Source organism: Celeribacter ethanolicus (assembly GCF_001550095.1).
Taxonomy (GTDB): domain Bacteria; phylum Pseudomonadota; class Alphaproteobacteria; order Rhodobacterales; family Rhodobacteraceae; genus Celeribacter; species Celeribacter ethanolicus.
In genome coordinates, this window is sequence record NZ_LRUC01000051.1 from 43692 (window position 1) to 60916 (window position 17225).

Annotated in this window: 17 protein-coding genes; 6 read left to right on the plus strand and 11 right to left on the minus strand. The window is 61.6% G+C overall.

Annotated elements, in window-relative coordinates; translation table 11 throughout:
- Positions 1 to 163 precede the first annotated feature (163 nt).
- Positions 164 to 2158: a protein meaA gene (locus NH195_RS19185; RefSeq protein ID WP_066710943.1), complete on the minus strand. Its 1995-nt coding sequence runs from the start codon at positions 2156 to 2158 to the stop codon at positions 164 to 166.
- A gap of 392 nt (positions 2159 to 2550) precedes the next feature.
- Here NH195_RS19185 and ccrA point away from each other — a divergent pair, with 392 nt between their 5' ends.
- The 5 genes from ccrA (at position 2551) to NH195_RS19205 (ending at position 7416) form a co-directional block, all read left to right on the plus strand.
- The gene (ccrA, locus tag NH195_RS19190) at positions 2551 to 3831 is read left to right on the plus strand and encodes a crotonyl-CoA carboxylase/reductase (protein ID WP_066710945.1); all 1281 of its coding nucleotides are present in this window, start codon (positions 2551 to 2553) and stop codon (positions 3829 to 3831) included.
- Positions 3832 to 4141: 310 nt separating this feature from the next.
- Positions 4142 to 4351: a hypothetical protein gene (locus NH195_RS21355; protein WP_155846245.1), complete on the plus strand. Its 210-nt coding sequence runs from the start codon at positions 4142 to 4144 to the stop codon at positions 4349 to 4351.
- Positions 4305 to 5018: a helix-turn-helix transcriptional regulator gene (locus NH195_RS19195; RefSeq protein WP_066710947.1), complete on the plus strand. Its 714-nt coding sequence runs from the start codon at positions 4305 to 4307 to the stop codon at positions 5016 to 5018. The genes NH195_RS21355 and NH195_RS19195 overlap by 47 nt, the downstream gene beginning before the upstream one ends.
- A 160-nt stretch (positions 5019 to 5178) precedes the next feature.
- Entirely contained in the window at positions 5179 to 5817 is a 639-nt protein-coding gene (locus NH195_RS19200) for an acyl-homoserine-lactone synthase (protein ID WP_066710950.1), read from the plus strand.
- A 30-nt stretch (positions 5818 to 5847) separates the two neighbouring features.
- Positions 5848 to 7416: an ATP-dependent DNA helicase gene (locus NH195_RS19205; RefSeq protein WP_066710952.1), complete on the plus strand. Its 1569-nt coding sequence runs from the start codon at positions 5848 to 5850 to the stop codon at positions 7414 to 7416.
- Between the two features lie 52 nt (positions 7417 to 7468).
- Here NH195_RS19205 and NH195_RS19210 read toward each other — a convergent pair whose 3' ends face one another.
- The 10 genes from NH195_RS19210 to NH195_RS19255 all read right to left on the minus strand — a co-directional run bounded on the left by NH195_RS19210 (position 7469) and on the right by NH195_RS19255 (position 16190).
- The gene (locus NH195_RS19210) at positions 7469 to 8212 is read right to left on the minus strand and encodes a TIGR02186 family protein (RefSeq protein WP_066710954.1); all 744 of its coding nucleotides are present in this window, start codon (positions 8210 to 8212) and stop codon (positions 7469 to 7471) included.
- Entirely contained in the window at positions 8212 to 9120 is a 909-nt protein-coding gene (locus NH195_RS19215) for a sulfite exporter TauE/SafE family protein (protein ID WP_066710955.1), read from the minus strand. Before NH195_RS19215 ends, NH195_RS19210 begins: the two co-directional genes overlap by 1 nt.
- Positions 9121 to 9249: 129 nt before the next feature.
- Complete coding sequence (locus NH195_RS19220) at positions 9250 to 10212, minus strand: ABC transporter permease (protein WP_066710956.1); 963 nt, start codon at positions 10210 to 10212, stop codon at positions 9250 to 9252.
- Position 10213: 1 nt separating this feature from the next.
- Positions 10214 to 11311 carry an ABC transporter permease gene (locus tag NH195_RS19225; RefSeq protein WP_066710957.1) on the minus strand — a complete coding sequence of 366 codons (1098 nt, stop codon included), beginning with the start codon at positions 11309 to 11311 and terminating at the stop codon, positions 10214 to 10216.
- Complete coding sequence (locus NH195_RS19230) at positions 11308 to 12924, minus strand: ABC transporter ATP-binding protein (RefSeq protein WP_066710959.1); 1617 nt, start codon at positions 12922 to 12924, stop codon at positions 11308 to 11310. Before NH195_RS19230 ends, NH195_RS19225 begins: the two co-directional genes overlap by 4 nt.
- 7 nt (positions 12925 to 12931) lie before the next feature.
- On the minus strand, positions 12932 to 13936 hold the full coding sequence (locus NH195_RS19235; RefSeq protein ID WP_066710961.1) for a BMP family lipoprotein: 1005 nt from the start codon (positions 13934 to 13936) through the stop codon (positions 12932 to 12934).
- A gap of 234 nt (positions 13937 to 14170) precedes the next feature.
- Complete coding sequence (locus NH195_RS19240) at positions 14171 to 14614, minus strand: GNAT family N-acetyltransferase (protein ID WP_238379811.1); 444 nt, start codon at positions 14612 to 14614, stop codon at positions 14171 to 14173.
- Between the two features lie 10 nt (positions 14615 to 14624).
- Positions 14625 to 15188 carry a NifU family protein gene (locus tag NH195_RS19245; protein WP_066710963.1) on the minus strand — a complete coding sequence of 188 codons (564 nt, stop codon included), beginning with the start codon at positions 15186 to 15188 and terminating at the stop codon, positions 14625 to 14627.
- Positions 15189 to 15270: 82 nt separating this feature from the next.
- Entirely contained in the window at positions 15271 to 15735 is a 465-nt protein-coding gene (locus tag NH195_RS19250) for a DUF2267 domain-containing protein (protein ID WP_066710965.1), read from the minus strand.
- On the minus strand, positions 15735 to 16190 hold the full coding sequence (locus tag NH195_RS19255; protein ID WP_066710968.1) for a universal stress protein: 456 nt from the start codon (positions 16188 to 16190) through the stop codon (positions 15735 to 15737). The genes NH195_RS19250 and NH195_RS19255 overlap by 1 nt, the downstream gene beginning before the upstream one ends.
- A gap of 395 nt (positions 16191 to 16585) precedes the next feature.
- Here NH195_RS19255 and NH195_RS19260 point away from each other — a divergent pair, with 395 nt between their 5' ends.
- Positions 16586 to 17170 (plus strand): L,D-transpeptidase, encoded by a 585-nt coding sequence (locus tag NH195_RS19260; RefSeq protein ID WP_066710971.1) that lies wholly within the window; start codon positions 16586 to 16588, stop codon positions 17168 to 17170.
- Positions 17171 to 17225 lie beyond the last annotated feature (55 nt).

The window sequence follows — 17225 nt, forward strand, 5'->3', positions numbered from 1 at the left end:
GCTCTCTCTTCAACTTCTGGGTGAAGAGGCCTCTAACGGTGGAGACGACCGGGGTAAAGGAGACAATCCGGTGGTGGGCTGGTTTCCTCTCATGCAGAAGAACGAAGCCCGGCCACGCCGCAAGACGTGACCGGGCCGTGTGACATGGGGAGGTCTGGCGCGTTTACTCGGGGGCCTGTGCAGCCGGATCGACCAGGGCGACAATGTCGAACATGATGCGGTTCAACTCGAAATCCTTGGGCGTATAGACACGGGCGATGCCGATGGCGCGCAGGTGCTCGGCGTCCTCTTCGGGGATGATGCCGCCCGCGACCACGGGGATGTGAGCCAACCCCGCCTCCTTCATCTGCCGCATCAGCTCCTCGAGAAGCGGGATATGCGAGCCCGACAGGATCGACAGCCCCACCACATGGGCATCGTCCGCCTTGGCGGCGGCGACAATCTCGGCGGGGGTCAGGCGGATGCCTTCATAAGCGATGTCCATGCCGCAATCGCGGGCGCGGGCGGCAATCTGTTCGGCACCGTTCGAGTGACCGTCGAGACCGGGCTTGCCGACGAGGAACTTGAGCTTGCGCCCAAGGGAGGCCGACACGCGGGCGACCTCTTCGCGGATCTCGTCCAGACCCTCGGTACGGTTCGACGGGTTGGCGGAGACGCCGGTCGGGCCGCGATACTGGCCGAAGGCCGCGCGCACCACGTCGCCCCATTCGCCGGTCGTGGCCCCCGCTTTGGCCGCCTTGATCGAAGCGGGCATGACGTTGACACCGCTGGCCGCTGCCTCGCGCAGCTCCTTGAGAGCGGTTTGCACCGCCGCTTCGTCGCGGGTTTCGCGCCAAGCGGTGAGGCGGGCGATCTGGTCGGCTTCCGCCTCCGGATCGGCCTTCATGATGCCCCCGTCGCCGGCAGTCAGGGGCGAAGGCTCGCCCGTGGTCCATTTGTTCACACCGACGACGACGGTCTCGCCCGCCTCGATCCGCGCGATGCGTTCGGCATTGGCCTCCACAAGGCGCGATTTCATGTACTCAATCGCCTCGATCGCGCCGCCCATACCGTCGAGCGTTTCCAACTCGGCACGCGCACCGTCTTTCAGCTCGGCCACCTTGCGCTCCACGGCGGGGTTGTTGTCGAACAGGTCTTCATATTCCAAGAGGTCCGTTTCATAGGCGAAAATCTGTTGCATCCTGAGCGACCATTGCTGATCGAAGGGACGCGGCAGGCCAAGCGCCTCGTTCCAGGCAGGCAACTGCACCGCGCGGGCGCGGGCGTTTTTCGACAGGGTCACGGCGAGCATTTCGATCAGGATGCGATAGACGTTGTTTTCCGGTTGCTGCTCGGTGAGGCCCAGCGAGTTGACTTGAACGCCATAGCGGAAACGACGGAATTTCGGGTCCTCGACGCCGTAGCGCTCACGGGTGATCTCATCCCAAAGCTCGACAAAGGCGCGCATTTTGCACATCTCGGTCACAAACCGGATGCCCGCGTTCACAAAGAACGAAATCCGGCCGACCATCTCCGGGAAGGAGGCGGCGGGGACTTTCTCTTTCAGATCGTCCAACACGGCGATGGCTGTGGCGAGGGCGAAGGCCAGTTCCTGCTCCGGCGTCGCGCCCGCCTCTTGCAGGTGGTAGGAACAGACGTTCATCGGGTTCCATTTCGGCAGATGCTCGCGCGTATAGGCGGCGACATCGGTGATCATCCGCAGCGACGGGCGGGGCGGGCAGACATAGGTGCCGCGCGACAGGTATTCTTTAATGATGTCGTTCTGAACCGTGCCCTGAAGCTTGGAAATATCCGCGCCTTGCTCCTCGGCGACCGCGATATAGAGCGCGAGTAACCAAGGTGCCGTGGCATTGATCGTCATCGAGGTGTTCATCTGTTCGAGCGGGATGTCATTGAACAGCATCCGCATGTCGCCCAGATGCGCGACCGGCACGCCGACCTTGCCCACTTCGCCCTTGGCCAGCTCGTGATCGCTGTCATAGCCGGTCTGGGTCGGCAGGTCGAAGGCGACCGACAGGCCGGTCTGCCCCTTGGACAGGTTGGTGCGATAGAGCGCGTTGGAGGCTTTGGCGGTCGAGTGCCCCGCATAGGTGCGGAAGAGCCAAGGACGATCTTTGGCTGGACGCTCCTTTTTCACCTCATGTGCCGTCTCGGTCATCGCAAGCCTCCCCTTCGCGTGTCAGATCTGTTGCGTGCAACAATATTTCTCAGAATGTCTTATGCGTGGAATAATGTGCTAATGTCAATTCGCCGCAACGCGGCGGAGCAGGAAAATTTCATGGTTCCCCATGTGACGTAAGGATATTTCTTTCTGAATTTTCAGATGAGAGCTTTGATTTATTTGAATTTATCATGTTTTTCTGCGTTTGCTCGGTTATATAATTTCAAAAATGATAGCTACAGCATTGCATAATTGCTTTCATGAGCGTATCACCATGTCAGACGCTGCGATTCTGCATCGCGGCACAGGAGGGTGTTTCAAGGCAAGCTCAACCGGGGTCAGGAACGCGACCCAGAGCCAGGCTTGAGAAGAAATTTGGAGGACACGACATGGCGCTCGACACCAACCAGCCGGCCTATGAGGCCGAAGAGAAAGAGCTCTACGAGATCGGGGAAATCCCGCCGATGGGCTATGTGCCGCCGAAGATGTACGCTTGGGCGATCCGGCGCGAACGTCACGGCGAGCCGGAAACCTCCTTCAAGAACGAGGTGGTGGACACGCCGAAACTCGACAGCCACGAGGTACTTGTCCTCGTGATGGCGGCGGGCGTGAACTACAATGGCATCTGGGCCGGTCTCGGTGTGCCGATTTCCCCTTTCGACGGTCACGGGGCGGAGTATCATATCGCGGGGTCCGATGCCTCGGGCATCGTCTGGGCCGTTGGGGATCGCGTCAAAAACTGGAAAGTGGGCGACGAGGTCGTGATCCATTGCAACCAAGACGATGGCGACGATGAAGAATGCAACGGCGGCGATCCGATGTACTCCCCGTCCCAGCGTATCTGGGGGTACGAGACGCCGGACGGCTCTTTCGCGCAGTTCACCCGGGTGCAGGCGCAGCAACTTCTGCCGCGTCCGAAGCATCTGAGCTGGGAAGAGAGCGCGTGCTACACACTGACGCTCGCGACCGCCTACCGGATGCTGTTCGGCCACGCGCCGCACGATCTGAAACCGGGTCAGACGGTTCTGGTCTGGGGCGCTTCGGGCGGGCTTGGGTCGTTTGCGATCCAGCTTGCCAAGGCGGCAGGCGCGCATGCGATCGGGGTGATCTCCGGCGAGGACAAGCGCGATTTCGTGATGGGGCTGGGCGCCAAGGGCGTCATCAACCGCAAGGAGTTCGATTGCTGGGGACAACTGCCGACCGTGAACACGCCGGAATATGCCGCGTGGTTCAAGGAAGCGCGCAAGTTCGGCAAGGCGATCTGGGACATCACCGGCAAGGGCAACAATGTCGACATGGTGTTCGAACACCCCGGTGAAGCGACCTTCCCGGTGTCCTCCTTCGTTTGCAAGAAGGGCGGCATGGTGGTGATCTGTGCGGGGACCTCCGGGTTCAACTGTACTTTCGACGTGCGCTACATCTGGATGCACCAGAAGCGTTTGCAGGGCTCGCACTTCGCCCACCTGAAACAGGCGGCTGCGGCCAACCGTTTGGTGATCGACGGCAGGATCGACCCTTGCATGTCGGAGGTCTTCACCTATGACGAGATCCCTGCGGCACATATGAAGATGCTGAAGAACCAGCACAAGCCGGGCAATATGGCGGTGTTGGTGCAGGCGCCGAAAACCGGGTTGCACACGCTGCAGGATGTGCTCGACGCCGGCAAATAAGGCCATCCCGGGAGCATCTGACGCCATGAAATGTCCCGCCCTTTCGTCGAGAGGGCGGGATTTTTTTGACTGTTGGATTTTCGCAACTATGGGTTGATCTCGGCCTTGACCGGGAATCGGGCATTGCGATTCTTGAAATTGTTGGCATCTCCCTTCTCAAGCCCGTGAGAATTAACGGAATATTTGAATTCATTCAGTTAGCTAATTCTGCCTCGCCATTTATGGGGAGGGTGAAACCGCGAATACCAAAATGCAAATTCGATGCCTAAAGTTGAAAATGCATCCACGCGAACGCCGAAAGAGGGTTTACATGCGCAACGATTGGATTCTTGATGTACTCACAGATCTGCGGACATTCGCGGAGCAGAACGGGCTGAAATCGAGCGCCGAACAGATTGCGGATACCTGTCTTGTCGTGGCCGCGGAACTGTCGAACAAGGATCAGGCCGCGTTGTCGGAACAGGCGGGGGTGCATGGCGACGGAGTTGCAAGACTTTCTGGAGGTTATTCAGCAAGTTGACACGTTTGAAGGGTTTCAGGAGGCAACCGTCGGGCTGCGTGATCTCCTGAACATCACCCATGTTGTTTACCATTGGGTAAACAGCGTGGGCGAACGGTTCGGCGCCGGCACCTATTCCTCGGACTGGGTCGATCGTTATCTCGAAAAGGACTACCTGCGGATGGACCCGGTGCTGTTCGGCTGTTTCCAGCGTTTCACCCCCGTGAACTGGAAACAACTGGACTGGTCCTCGAAGGCGGCCAAAGCGTTTTTTCGCGACGCGTTGGATCACGGGGTCGGAAATCAGGGCTACACCATCCCGTTGCGGGGGCCGAACGGTCAGTTCGCCCTGTTGAACCTCAATCACAATGCCACTGACGACCAATGGGAACGGTTCATCTCGCGCTATGAGCGTGACCTGATGATCGTGGCACATGAGTTCAACAAGAAGGCGCTGTCCTTCGATGCTCCGGGAGAGGTGCAGAGCGGCCCGGCCCTGTCGCCCAGGGAAACCGCGGCCATCACGCTGATCGCCAGGGGGCTCAGCCGGGGGCAGGCGGCGGCGGAGATGGGTATTTCCGAGCACACGCTCAGGGTCTATATCGAATCGGCCCGGCACAAGCTGGGGGCGATGAACACGACCCATGCGGTGGCGCGGGCGCTCTCCTTGGGGTTGATCATCGTCTGAGTGCCGATTGACGTAGGGTTGTGCGGATTTTCTGCCTAAAAAATGCTCCGAAAGCGGTTCTGCGGCGCTGCAAAGGGGCTGCGCACGCTGTGGCTAGGATATGGTTAACTCTTGGACGCTAGCGTCCAGTCAAGTTGACGGAGACAGGAGAGATATCCCAATGCTGCGCTATATTTACGGACAAGACCTTTGCCATTTCCCGCTGCTGCGCGACACCATGTTCCGGGACCGCGCCGACCAGTTCAAACGCCGTCTCGGATGGGACGTGCATGTCAATGCGGCGGGCGAGGAACGTGACGAATACGACGAAATCAACCCGCTCTATGTGATCTGGCAGAAAGCCGACGGCACCCATGGTGGCTCGATGCGCTTTCTGCCGACGACGGGGGACACGATGGTGAACGATCACTTCCTGTTCCTGACCGACGGGGTTCGGATCGAAAGCCCGTTCATCTGGGAATGCACGCGGTTCTGCCTCGCTCCCGGTGCGGATCGCCAGGTGACCGCCGCGCTGACGCTCGGCGCGGGGGAGATCATGGAGGAATTCCATCTCAAGCATTTCGTCGGCGTGTTCGACCCGCGCATGGAGCGCATCTATTCCCTGATGGGGCTCAAACCCGATGTGCTCGGCCGCTCGGGCGAGGGCCGCGAGGCGGTCGGTGTCGGGCTTTGGGAGATGCACGAGGATGTGTTTGTCCCGACGTTGGAAAAGGCCGGGATCGACCGTGAGACCTCGAAACGCTGGTTTCATGACGCCTTCGATCATCCCTTTGTCGAGGATCGGCGCGCGATCGCCTGATCCCTCTGGCGGACCCTGCGGGGGACCTTTATGGTTCCCCGCATGACGCTGACCTTCTCCACCGATCAGGCCGAAGCCTTTGATGCCATCACCTCGATGCTCGCACGTGTGGGGATCGACCTTGAAGATGGGATCATCACGCCGCAAGCCGCGGTGACGAACCAGCTCTGTGCCGTGATCGGCAAGGCCGGGTCGGGCAAGACGCTTTTGCTCTCAGAGCTTTACAAGGCACTGGACGCGGCAGGCGTGGAGATCGTCTCTGGCGATTGGGAAGGCAAAAAGCGCAAGGAACGGCGCACGCTGGCCATCCTCGCGCCGACCAACAAGGCGGCCTCCGTGCTGCGCTCGCGCGGCGTGCCCGCGACGACGATCCACCGCATTCTCTACACTCCGGTCTATGACCCGGAATATGAGGCCATCGCGGAATGGCTGGCGGGCAATGGCAACCGACCCGATCTCGAGGGGCTCAACATCGAGGGGTTGACCGACGCGGCGCTCGACCGGGCCTATGCATTTTATCAGAACAACAAATCCATCCCCGGCGCGCTGGCGGCGGCGGGGCTTCGGGGGTCGGATTTCATCACCGGTTGGAAACGTCGCGAAGATCCGCTCGACATCGGTTTCATCGACGAGAGCTCGATGCTGGACAAACGCCAGTTCGAGGATTTGCAGGAAATTTTTCCAACGCTGGTGCTGTTCGGCGACCCGGCGCAGCTCGCGCCGGTGAACCAGTCGGGCGAGATGGTGTTCGAGAGCCTGCCTGAAGAGAAACAACATATCCTGCATCGCATTCACCGGCAGGAGGCGGACAGCCCGATCCTCGATCTGGCGCATGCGCTGGCAGACCCGCAACTGAGTTTCGAGCAATTCGAACGGATGATCGAGGACGCCGCCCGGCGCGACGACCGGGTGGTCTATGCGCAAAGGGTCGAAAGCGATCTCATGGCGCGTTCGCCCGTTCTGGTGTGGCGCAATGCGACGCGCATCCGGCTTATTCAGGCGTTTCGCCGTGTGTTCGACGCGCCCGAAGACGCGCTTTTGCCTGGCGAACCGCTGATCTGCGACGGGATCGAACTGCCGATGAAGCACCGCAAAAAACGGCTCGATCTCGAAGCACGCGGGCTGATCAAGGGCGCGCAGGTGGTCTATCTCGGGCCGGGGCGCAAGCCGGGGTTCTCGCGGCTGCATGTGATGGGGGCGGAGGACCCGAACATCTCGGCGGCCTCCATCGTGAAAATCGAATTCCCGGACGAGGAAGAGCCGTTCATCCCCTATGCGGCTCGTATGGGGGCGGCGTTTTTGCATGGGGCGGCGGTGACGATCCACAAGGCGCAGGGCAGCCAGTGGGAGAATGTCCAGGTCTTCGCACCCGATCTTTATGCTGCTGCGCGGGCCGGACGGACGGAGGCGGGGATTCCCTTGTGGAAACGGCTGGCCTATGTGGCGATCACCCGGGCGGAAACGCGGCTTTTCTGGGTGACGCGGTCGATGCTGGCAAAGCCCTCGGGGCCGCTGTCCATCGCCGATCTGACCGCGAAAACGGCCGCGCCTCTGAAGCTTGAGCCGCAGACGGACATGGGATTCGACAAGGACGTTTGAAGCGCCGGGCTTTTCACCTGAGACATCCCGGAGAAAGGCCGACCGCTTTGCTTCAACGCCGGATCAGGCGGAACACCTCGGAAGCGGCCCAGCCGGAGAGCGCGGCGATCGCCAGCGCCATGAGGCCGTAGATCAGCGCCTGAGAATAGGCGAGGTTGTAGAGCCAGCGCTCGATCCCGACCTTCTGGACATTGATCGAGGTGCCGTAGCTGTCGATCACTTCACCGTCGCGGACAAGGAAAATCCGCGTGGCATAGGCGCCTTCGACGATGTTGGCGGGCAGCGCGATGGAAGTGTCGAACAGCGTGTCGGCGCTCAACACGACCTCGCCCTCGCGGGTGCGGTAGAGATCGTCCTTTTGCCGCAATTCGATCAAGGCTTCGCGCGCCGGGTTGCCACGCAGGGCGGGCAGGATGCGTTTGTCGGCGGTGATCTTCCAAAGGCTGTCGGTCAGGGGCGGCAGAATGTCGGCAATCGGACGGGTCGAGGCGACGGTGTAGAAGGTCGGCGTATGGCCGATGACTTGGGCCTCGACATTGATCCAGATGCCGAACCGGCGATCCTTGCGGCGGATGGTTTCCACCTGTTCCGGTCCGGCGACGGTGATGATCACGTCGAGCGGACTGTCCGTCGGGACGGGCTTGTCACGCTTCACCGCGCCGAACACGAGAATTTCGGAGCCGTCGAAATTGGCGTTTACAGAGACGCGGGTCTGCGACAGGGCGGCGACCACCTGTTCGGCCTGCGCGCCAAAGGGCAGGAGGCAAAGGAGGAGAAGGGCGAAAATCCGAGACATCACGACCCCAGCGAATAGAGATCTTTGGGCGGGATCAACAGGTCGATCCCGAGCTTGAGGCAAACGGCGAGCACCAGAAGGGCAAGCGCGATGCGGAGCTGTTCGGCTTTGAGTTTCAGCCCGATCTGGGTGCCGATCTGCGCCCCGATGACACCGCCGACCAGCAGGAGGAAGGCCAGAAGCACATCGACCGTATGGTTGGTGTAGGCGTGCAGCAGCGTGGTGAACCCGGCGGTGAAGATGATCTGAAACAGCGAGGTGCCGATCACCACCTTGGTGGGCATGCCGAGGATGTAGATCATCGCAGGCACCATGATGAAGCCGCCGCCCACGCCCATCACCGCGCCGAGCATGCCGACCATGACGCCGACGGCGATGGGCGGAATGGCGGAGATATAGAGCCCGGAGGCGCGAAACTTCATCTTGAAGGGCAGGGTGTGGACCCAGAGGTGCTTTTTGCGCGCGGGACGTCCGCCGGGGCGGCCTCTGGCGCGTCTGATCGCCCGGATCGACTCAATCAGCATGAGAAAGCCGATGATGCCGAGAAAGACGACGTAACAGAGCGTCACCAGCAGATCGACCTGCCCAAGCGCTTTCAGCATGTTGAAAATCTGGATGCCGATGGCGGAGCCGACAAGACCGCCGATCAGCAGAACCACGCCCATCTTGATGTCGACGGTCTTGCGCTTGAAATGCGCGAGCACGCCGGAGACGGAGGAGGCGACGATCTGGTTGGCGGAGGTGGCGACAGCCACGGCGGGCGGAATACCGACGAAGAACAACAAGGGCGTGATGAGAAAGCCGCCACCGACGCCGAACATGCCGGAGAGAACGCCGACGATACCGCCCAGCCCGAGTAGGGTGAAGGCGTTGACCGAGACTTCTGCGATGGGGAGGAAAATCTGCATGTGCGGGTCTTTCGCGTCGGCTTTCTTTCAGCAATGCAATGATTTGCCTGTGCCGTCAAATGCTGAGCCGGGGCGGCGCTGTAAAAAACGGGCCCGAAGGCCCGTTTTCAGAAGGGCTGAAACGGGGTTTCAGCGTTCCTTCACATAGGATTGACCGCTGGCGCGCGGCGGGATCGCCTTGCCGACGAAACCGGCGAGGATGATCACGGTCAGGATGTAGGGCAGGGCCTGCATGAACTGCACCGGGATGACGATGTCGCCCAATGCGATGGATTGATAGCGGTTGCCGATGGCCTCCAGAAGGCCGAACAGCAGCGTCGCCCAGAGCGCATACCACGGACGCCATTTCGCAAAGATCAGGGCCGCGAGTGCGATATAACCACGCCCCGCCGACATATCCTTGACGAAACCTGCCGCCAGAGAGGCGAGATAGGTGCCCGCCAGACCGCAGAGCACACCGGCGATCACCAGAGCCGCGTAGCGCAGGCGCACGACGGAAATCCCGGCGGTATCCACGGCGCTGGGGTTTTCGCCCACGGCGCGCAGGCGCAGACCGAAACGGGAGCGATACAGCACCCACCAGGACAGCGGCACCGCCAGAAGCGCCAGATAGGTGAGCGCGGTGTGGCCAGAAATCAGCTCGTCATAGGCCGGACCGATCACCGGGATTTTCGCCATGGCGTCGGAGAAGGGCAGGTTCCACGGGGCAAAACGTCCGTCACCGCTCAGGGACGGGGTGCGCCCGCCGAGTTGGAACCAGCTTTGGCCGACGACGACGGTGAGACCGGCGGCGAGAAAGTTGAGCGCCACGCCGGAAATCAGTTGATCGCCCTTGAAGGTGATCGAGGCCAGCCCGTGGATCATCGAGAAGGCGAGAGAGCCTGCAACCCCTGCCAGAAGCCCGATCCAGATCGAGCCGGTCACGGCGGCGGCTGCGCCGGAGAGGAAGGCGGCGATGAGCAGCTTGCCCTCAAGCCCGATGTCCACCACGCCCGCGCGTTCGGAAAACAGACCGGCGAGGCAGGTCAGAAGCAGGGGCGTCGCGAGACGCACGGAGCTGTCGAGGATCTGGATGATCGTGAGATAGTCCATCTTACGCCTCCTTCTTTTTGCTGAACGCGAGGAACAGCTTTTCAAGCGGCACCCGCACCATGTTGTCGAGCGCGCCGGTGAACATGATCACCAGCGCCTGGATCACCACGACCAGCTCGCGCGGGATCGATTCCCAGAACGCCAGTTCCGCACCGCCCTGATAGAGGAAGCCGAACAGGATCGAAGCGAGGAAAATGCCGATCGGATGGTTGCGTCCCATGAGCGCCACCGCGATGCCGATGAAGCCCGCGCCCTCGACCGCGTTGTCGATCAGGCGCTCGGCCTCGCCCATGACGTTGTTGATCGCCATGAGACCGGCGAGCGCGCCGGAGATCAGCATGGCGATGATCACGATCCGCGCTGGATTGATCCCCGCATATTTCGCCGCCGATTCCGACTGGCCATAGGCGCGGATCTCATAGCCGAGACGGGTGCGCCAGATCAGCACATAGAAGGCGACGGAGGCCAGAATGGCCACGAGGAAGGACATGTTCGCCGGCGCGTTCTTGTTGAAACTTATGCCGAAGGGGGCCAGCATTTCATGGAAGGTCGGCAGGTGTGCCCCTGCCGGGAAACGCGCGCTCTCCGTGAGCATGGAGCCCGGCACTTTGAGGATGTTCAGGATGACATAGCCCACCAGAGCGGCGCCGATGTAGTTGAACATGATCGTGGTGATGACGATATGGCTGCCGCGCTTGGCCTGAAGCCAGGCCGGGATAAAGGCCCAGGCCGCGCCAAACAGCGCCCCGCCGATCATCGCCGCCGGAAGCGCGAGCGCCCAGTGCGGCCACGGCACCGAAAGGCAGACCAGCGTGACGCCAAGTCCGCCCAAAGTCGCCTGCCCCTCGCCGCCGATGTTGAACAGCCGGGCGTGATAGGCGACCGCCACGGAGAGGCCGGTGAAGATGAAGTTCGTGGCGTAGTAGAGCGTGTAGCCGACCCCTTGGGTCGAGCCGAACGCGCCCTGCACCATGGTTTTGATCGCCATGATCGGATCTTTGCCGATGGCCCAGATCACCACGCCGGAAAAGAAGAAGGCGATCAGGATGGAGATCAGCGGAATGAGGATGGCATCCGCCCATTTCGGCATTTTGCTCATTGGTCTGCCCCCGCCGTCTCATGTTTCGTGTCGGTAATCCCGGCCATCATCAGGCCAAGCTCACCCTCGTTGGTCTCGGCGGGGATGCGTTCGCCCATGATCTGGCCGTCGAACATGACGATGATCCGGTCGGAGAGCGACAGGATTTCATCGAGTTCCACGGAGACCAGAAGGATCGCCTTGCCCTGATCGCGCAGCGCCACGATCTGTTGGTGGATGAATTCGATGGCGCCGATGTCGACGCCGCGGGTCGGCTGACCGACCAGCAACAGGTCCGGGTTGCGCTCGATCTCGCGGGCCAGCACGATTTTCTGCTGGTTGCCGCCGGAGAAGGATTTCGCCTCGAGCTTCGGGTTGGGCGGACGGACGTCGAATTTGTCCATGCTGCTCTGGGTCATCGCCTTGATGCCCGCATTGTCCATCAAAAGCGCGTTCTTTTGGTATTCCGGCGCGTGGTGATAGCCGAACACCATGTTTTCCCAAGCCTGGAATTCGAGGATCAGACCCTCGTCATGGCGGTCCTCCGGCACATGGGCGATGCCGCGTGCGCGGCGGGTCTGGCCGTTCGAGTGCTTACCGGAGAGGTCGATCTCCTGGCTGTTCATCACGACCTTGCCGGTGCCGTTCTGATAGCCGCCCAGCACCTCCAGAAGTTCGGTCTGGCCGTTGCCCGCGACGCCCGCGATGCCGACGATCTCGCCTGCGCGCACCTCGAAGGACACGCCCTTGAGGCGCTCGACCTTCTGCTCGTCGATGACGCGCAGGTTCTCGATCTGAACCACCGGCGCACCGGGGGTGGCCGGTTTCTTGTCGACATGCAGCAAGACCTTGCGACCGACCATCAGCTCGGCCAGTTCCTCGGGCGAGGTCTCGGAGGTCTTAACGGTGGCGGTCATCTCGCCGCGGCGCATCACGGAGACCGTGTCGGTGATCTCCATGATCTCGCGCAGCTTATGGGTGATCATAATGATCGTCTTGCCCTGTTCCTTCAGCCCTTCGAGAATGCGGAAGAGGTGATCGGCCTCGGCAGGCGTCAGAACGCCGGTCGGCTCGTCGAGGATCAGGATGTCCGCCTGTCGATAGAGCGCCTTGAGAATCTCGACCCGCTGCTGGTGGCCCACGGAGAGTTCTTCGATCAGGGCGTCCGGATCGACGGACAATTCATATTCGTCAGAGAGTTGCTTCAAAAGCTTGCGGGCTTTTGCCAGCGAGGGCTTCAACAGTCCGCCGTCTTCGGCACCGAGGATGACGTTTTCCAGAACGGTGAAGTTTTCCACCAGTTTGAAATGCTGGAACACCATGCCGATGCCGGCGGCGATGGCGGCCTGGCTGTCGGCGATCTGGACCTCTTTGCCGTTGATCAGGATCTGGCCGCTGTCGGCCTTGTAGAACCCGTAGAGGATCGACATCAGCGTGGATTTGCCCGCGCCGTTCTCGCCGATGATGCCATGGATCGAGCCCTTGGCCACCGAGATTGCGATGTCCTTGTTGGCCTGTACCGGGCCGAACGCTTTGGAAATGCCGCGCAGCTCGATCGCAGGGACGGAGGGGGCGGTGGCGGATGCGGTGGGGGCGACAGTCTCCTGCCGCCCCGCCTCGTTCTGAGCGCTCATGTGAGACTTACTCACCCGGTTTGTCGAAGGCCGGGCAGGTTTCGTCGGACATGTAGTCATGCACCACGACCTCGCCGGAGATGATCTTCGCGGTGGCGTCGTCCATCGCGGCTTTCATTTCCGGGGTGATCAGGGCTTCGTTGTATTCGTCGATGGCGGCACCGACGCCGTCATTCGCGAGCCCCATAACGAAGAGACCGGTTTCCAGGTCTTCGCCCTGCATGAAGGCGTCATAGACCGCGTTGTCGACGCGCTTGACCATCGAGGTCAGGACGTGACCCGGCTGCAGGAAGTTCTGGTTGCTGTCGACGCCGATGGCGAGCATGCCCTCGTCCGCTGCGGTTTGCAGCACGCCGAGACCGGTGCCGCCCGCCGCCGCGAAGACCACTTCGGAGCCAGCCGCTTTTTGCGCGCGGGTCAGCTCGCCGCCCTTCACCGGGTCGTTCCAGGCTTCGGGCTTGGTGCCAGTCATGTTGACGATGACCTTGCCGTCGGGTTTCACGGATTTGAAGCCCTGAGCATAGCCGCAGGCGAATTTGGAGATCAGCGGGATGTCCATGCCGCCGACGAAGGAGACGGTGTCGCCTTTCGCGGCATAGGCGGCGGCGATGCCGACGATATAGGAACCTTCCTCTTCCTTGAACACGATGGAGCGCACGTTCGGTGCGTCGGCCACGCCGTCGATGATGACGAATTTCGTGTCCGGGAAGTCGGGAGCCACGGTTTCGAGCGCGGTGGAGAAGGAGAAACCGGCCATCACGATCGGGTTGAAACCGTTTTCGGCGAAGCGACGCAGCGCCTGTTCGCGCTGGGCGTCGGATTGCAGTTCGACGTCACGATAGGAACCGCCGGTTTCGGCTTTCCAGCGCTCGGCCCCGTTGTAGGAGCTTTCATTGAAGGATTTGTCGAACTTGCCACCGAGGTCGAAGATGATCGCCGGGTCGGCCAGAGCGGTGCCGGAGGTCAGCGCCAGAGCGGCGGCTGCGCCGAGAAAGCTTTTCATCAGGGTCATGGTAATCTCCCGTTCAGGTACTTGTATTGGGGGCATCCCATGCCGCCTCCGGGACCTTTCCCGCAGCGGTCACGTCATGACCCGTGTAAGCGCGCAACACGCGCACCTTGACCCGGATTAGGGCGTGTCCCTGTCCGGGGGTCAATACACATTTTACCATATTTGACCAATCGGTCGCAGTTCCTCCGGGGATTGCGGGTCTGCGCACAGTATGACGTAGGGTATGACGTAGGGTTACGTCTGTTTTATGCGCTTTGTGAACACCAGAGCGTCGATTTTCGGCCCTTCGGGGGGGGCGTAATAGCCCTTGCGCCGCCCGGATTCGCAATAACCTTCCGAGAGATAGAGCGAAATCGCGACGGTGTTATCGGTGGCGACCTCGAGAAAGGCGTCCTCTGCGCCGCGCGCGCGGGCTTCGGCCTCGTAGTCCTGCAAGGCAAGCCGTCCGAGGCTGCGACCTCGGGCCTCGGGGGCGACGGCGAGGGTGAGAAGCTCGGCCTCTCCCGCCACGGCGCGCCCGAGGGCGAAGGAGGGGCCCTCGCCGGTCACCAGAAACACGGTGGGAGACGTAAGAAGGTCCGCGAATTCCTTCGCGGACCAAGGGCGTGGTGTGGTGAAACAGGCCGCATGCAGGGCGGCCAGATCCTCTGGCGTCAGATCGGACACGCGGGTGGCCACGTGGTCGATCTCAGGCCGCGACCGGGCGCACTTCGAGCACTTCGGGGATGTAATGGCGCAGCAGGTTTTCGATGCCCATTTTCAGCGTGAGCGTCGAGGAGGGGCAGCCCGCGCAGGCGCCCTGCATATGCAGGTAGACGATGCCGCGATCGAAACCGTGGAAGGTGATGTCGCCGCCGTCCTGCGCCACAGCCGGACGCACGCGGGTGTCCAGAAGTTCCTTGATCTGCTGGACGATCTCGCTGTCCGGGCCGTCGTGATCGGCATGACCGGCAGGGGCGGTGTTCTCGCCCTCCATCACCGGGTCTCCGGATTGGAAATGCTCCATGATCGCGCCGAGGATCGCCGGTTTCACATGGTCCCAGTCGGTGGCTTCGTCTTTCGTGACGGTGACGAAATCGGAGCCGAAGAACACGCCGGTGACATTGCCGACCTTGAAGATGCGCGTGGCCAGGGGCGAGGCGGTTGCGGCCTCGGGCGTGGTAAAATCCGCCGTGCCGGTTTCCAGAACGGTCTGGCCGGGCAGAAATTTCAGCGTGGCGGGGTTCGGCGTGGATTCGGTCTGGATGAACATGGCGCGTATTCCTTAGTGATCAGGTCGGATATGCGCTTTTCAGCGCCGAAAGTCAATATTTAGAACGGTTCTAAACCGGATGTCAAATGATCCGCTGTTCGAGATCTCGGGGGCTGATCCCGGCGACATGCCAGAACGCGACCGCCTCCGGCCCGATCTGCGCCAGCACGCGTTCGAGATCGCGATGGTTGCAATGGCGCCAGAGCGCATAGGCCGTGGCCTCGATCACGTTCAGGGGCGTGATATTATGCTCCTTGCGTACCGATTGCACCTCGCGGATCATCTCCGCCCGGCTGCCGAAGGGCAGGGGGACGGCATCGACCCGCCAGTTGTAAACCAGCATGGCACGCAGCGTCGAGGGGATGACATCGCCAAAGGCGATCACCTGGGGCGGGGTCAGGCGGCGGCGAAAACATTGCAACACGCCATCGACGGCGGTGTAGGTCATGTTGTCGCTCTCCATGACATGACCCATGCGGTCCTTCGCGTCTTTCAGGAAGGATTTGAACTCCTTTTCCGAATGGCGATAGGTCCAGGGCATGGGCATCAGGTGACGGCCTCCAGCCGTTCCTTCGACATTTCGCCGGGCACAAGCGTCATCGGGATCGGCAGGAAGCCCGCCTGTTTCGACATGGCGCTGACCAGCGGGCCGGGGCCGGATTTTTCCGTGCCCGCGCCGAGAACCAGCACCCCGATGGAAGGGTCTTCCTTGATCTGGGCCAGAATTTCGTGCACCGCCTCGCCTTCACGGATCACCAGTTCGGGGTCGATGCCCTGACGGTCGCGCATCCATTTGGCGAAGACCTCGTAATGGGCGACGATGCGCTCGCGGGTCTCCTCGCGCATCAGATCGGCAACCCCGATCCAGTGGTTGAACTCTTCGGGCGGGATGATCGACAGGATGGTGACGCCGGCGCCGGTCTTCGCGGCGCGCATGGCGGCAAAGCGCATGGCGTTGAGACATTCACGGCTGTCATCGAGGATGACGAGAAATTTGCGCATTCTGGCCTCGGTCCTGAGTTCTTCTGTCCCGACACATGCGGGGCGGTTTGCGGCGATGATGACCGAGCGGGACGCCGGACGCAAGCACGGGAACGGGGGCGGCAAAGCAAACCCCCGGCACTGGGCCGGGGGTCATATGGGCTCTGATCCGTCGGGGAAAACGATCAGCTCGCAAACACCGGGCGCGTAAGGGCGAGCGCTTTGGGCGGGGACGGGCCTGATTCCGATGCTGCACTTACGAACCTTACGGGGGGATTGAATCCCTAATGTGACATTGTCGCCGCGATTTCGGTGTCGAAGCTGGACTAACTGCTTCGTGATTTGTGGTGAGCCGGTGCGATAGGGTTCATACAGGGCAATTCGACAACAAACGATACCGGACAGAGGATGATGCCATGACCGTGATGAAACGTCGCAGTTTTCTTGCCGCCGCGCTGACCGCGCCCTTTCTCGCCCGTGCAGGCTTTGCCGAGGAGATCGGCCTGACCCTGCCGGAGGAGATGAAGACCCCGCAAAACGCCCGGAACAATATTTCGAGCTTTCGCACCATCGACTGGCGCGACCATTTCGAGACCCTCGGGCAGGGGGCGATCGTTGCCGACACGGTGAGTCGCGCGCTGCATTTCTGGGATGCGGAAGGGGGTTACAAGCTTTACCCGACCTCCGTTCCGATTTCGGACGAACTGACCCGGCGCGGCTATACCTCGGTGATCAAGAAGGTGAAGAACCCGACCTGGACGCCGACCCCCTCGATGCGCGAACGCGACCCGAGCCTGCCTGTGACGGTGCCTGCCGGGCCTGCGAACCCGCTTGGGGTACGGGCGCTCTACCTGTCCTGGCAGTATTACCGCATTCACGGCACCCATGACACGCGAAAGATCGGGCGGCGGTCGTCGGACGGGTGCATCGGGCTTTACAATGAGCAGATCGTCGATCTCTACGACCGGGTGGCCGTGGGGACGCAGGTCAAGCTGGTCTGAGTATTTTCCGCACAAAGGAAACGGAAAGGGCGCCGCAATCGGGCGCCCTTTGTTT

Bases quoted from the DNA above. Each gene is read 5' to 3' on its own strand.
- NH195_RS19185 (WP_066710943.1), bottom strand. From the start codon at position 2,158: ATGACCGAGACGGCACATGAGGTGAAAAAGGAGCGTCCAGCCAAAGAT.
- ccrA (WP_066710945.1), top strand. From the start codon at position 2,551: ATGGCGCTCGACACCAACCAGCCGGCCTATGAGGCCGAAGAGAAAGAG.
- NH195_RS21355 (WP_155846245.1), top strand. From the start codon at position 4,142: ATGCGCAACGATTGGATTCTTGATGTACTCACAGATCTGCGGACATTC.
- NH195_RS19195 (WP_066710947.1), top strand. From the start codon at position 4,305: ATGGCGACGGAGTTGCAAGACTTTCTGGAGGTTATTCAGCAAGTTGAC.
- NH195_RS19200 (WP_066710950.1), top strand. From the start codon at position 5,179: ATGCTGCGCTATATTTACGGACAAGACCTTTGCCATTTCCCGCTGCTG.
- NH195_RS19205 (WP_066710952.1), top strand. From the start codon at position 5,848: ATGGTTCCCCGCATGACGCTGACCTTCTCCACCGATCAGGCCGAAGCC.
- NH195_RS19210 (WP_066710954.1), bottom strand. From the start codon at position 8,212: ATGTCTCGGATTTTCGCCCTTCTCCTCCTTTGCCTCCTGCCCTTTGGC.
- NH195_RS19215 (WP_066710955.1), bottom strand. From the start codon at position 9,120: ATGCAGATTTTCCTCCCCATCGCAGAAGTCTCGGTCAACGCCTTCACC.
- NH195_RS19220 (WP_066710956.1), bottom strand. From the start codon at position 10,212: ATGGACTATCTCACGATCATCCAGATCCTCGACAGCTCCGTGCGTCTC.
- NH195_RS19225 (WP_066710957.1), bottom strand. From the start codon at position 11,311: ATGAGCAAAATGCCGAAATGGGCGGATGCCATCCTCATTCCGCTGATC.
- NH195_RS19230 (WP_066710959.1), bottom strand. From the start codon at position 12,924: ATGAGCGCTCAGAACGAGGCGGGGCGGCAGGAGACTGTCGCCCCCACC.
- NH195_RS19235 (WP_066710961.1), bottom strand. From the start codon at position 13,936: ATGACCCTGATGAAAAGCTTTCTCGGCGCAGCCGCCGCTCTGGCGCTG.
- NH195_RS19245 (WP_066710963.1), bottom strand. From the start codon at position 15,188: ATGTTCATCCAGACCGAATCCACGCCGAACCCCGCCACGCTGAAATTT.
- NH195_RS19250 (WP_066710965.1), bottom strand. From the start codon at position 15,735: ATGCCCATGCCCTGGACCTATCGCCATTCGGAAAAGGAGTTCAAATCC.
- NH195_RS19255 (WP_066710968.1), bottom strand. From the start codon at position 16,190: ATGCGCAAATTTCTCGTCATCCTCGATGACAGCCGTGAATGTCTCAAC.
- NH195_RS19260 (WP_066710971.1), top strand. From the start codon at position 16,586: ATGACCGTGATGAAACGTCGCAGTTTTCTTGCCGCCGCGCTGACCGCG.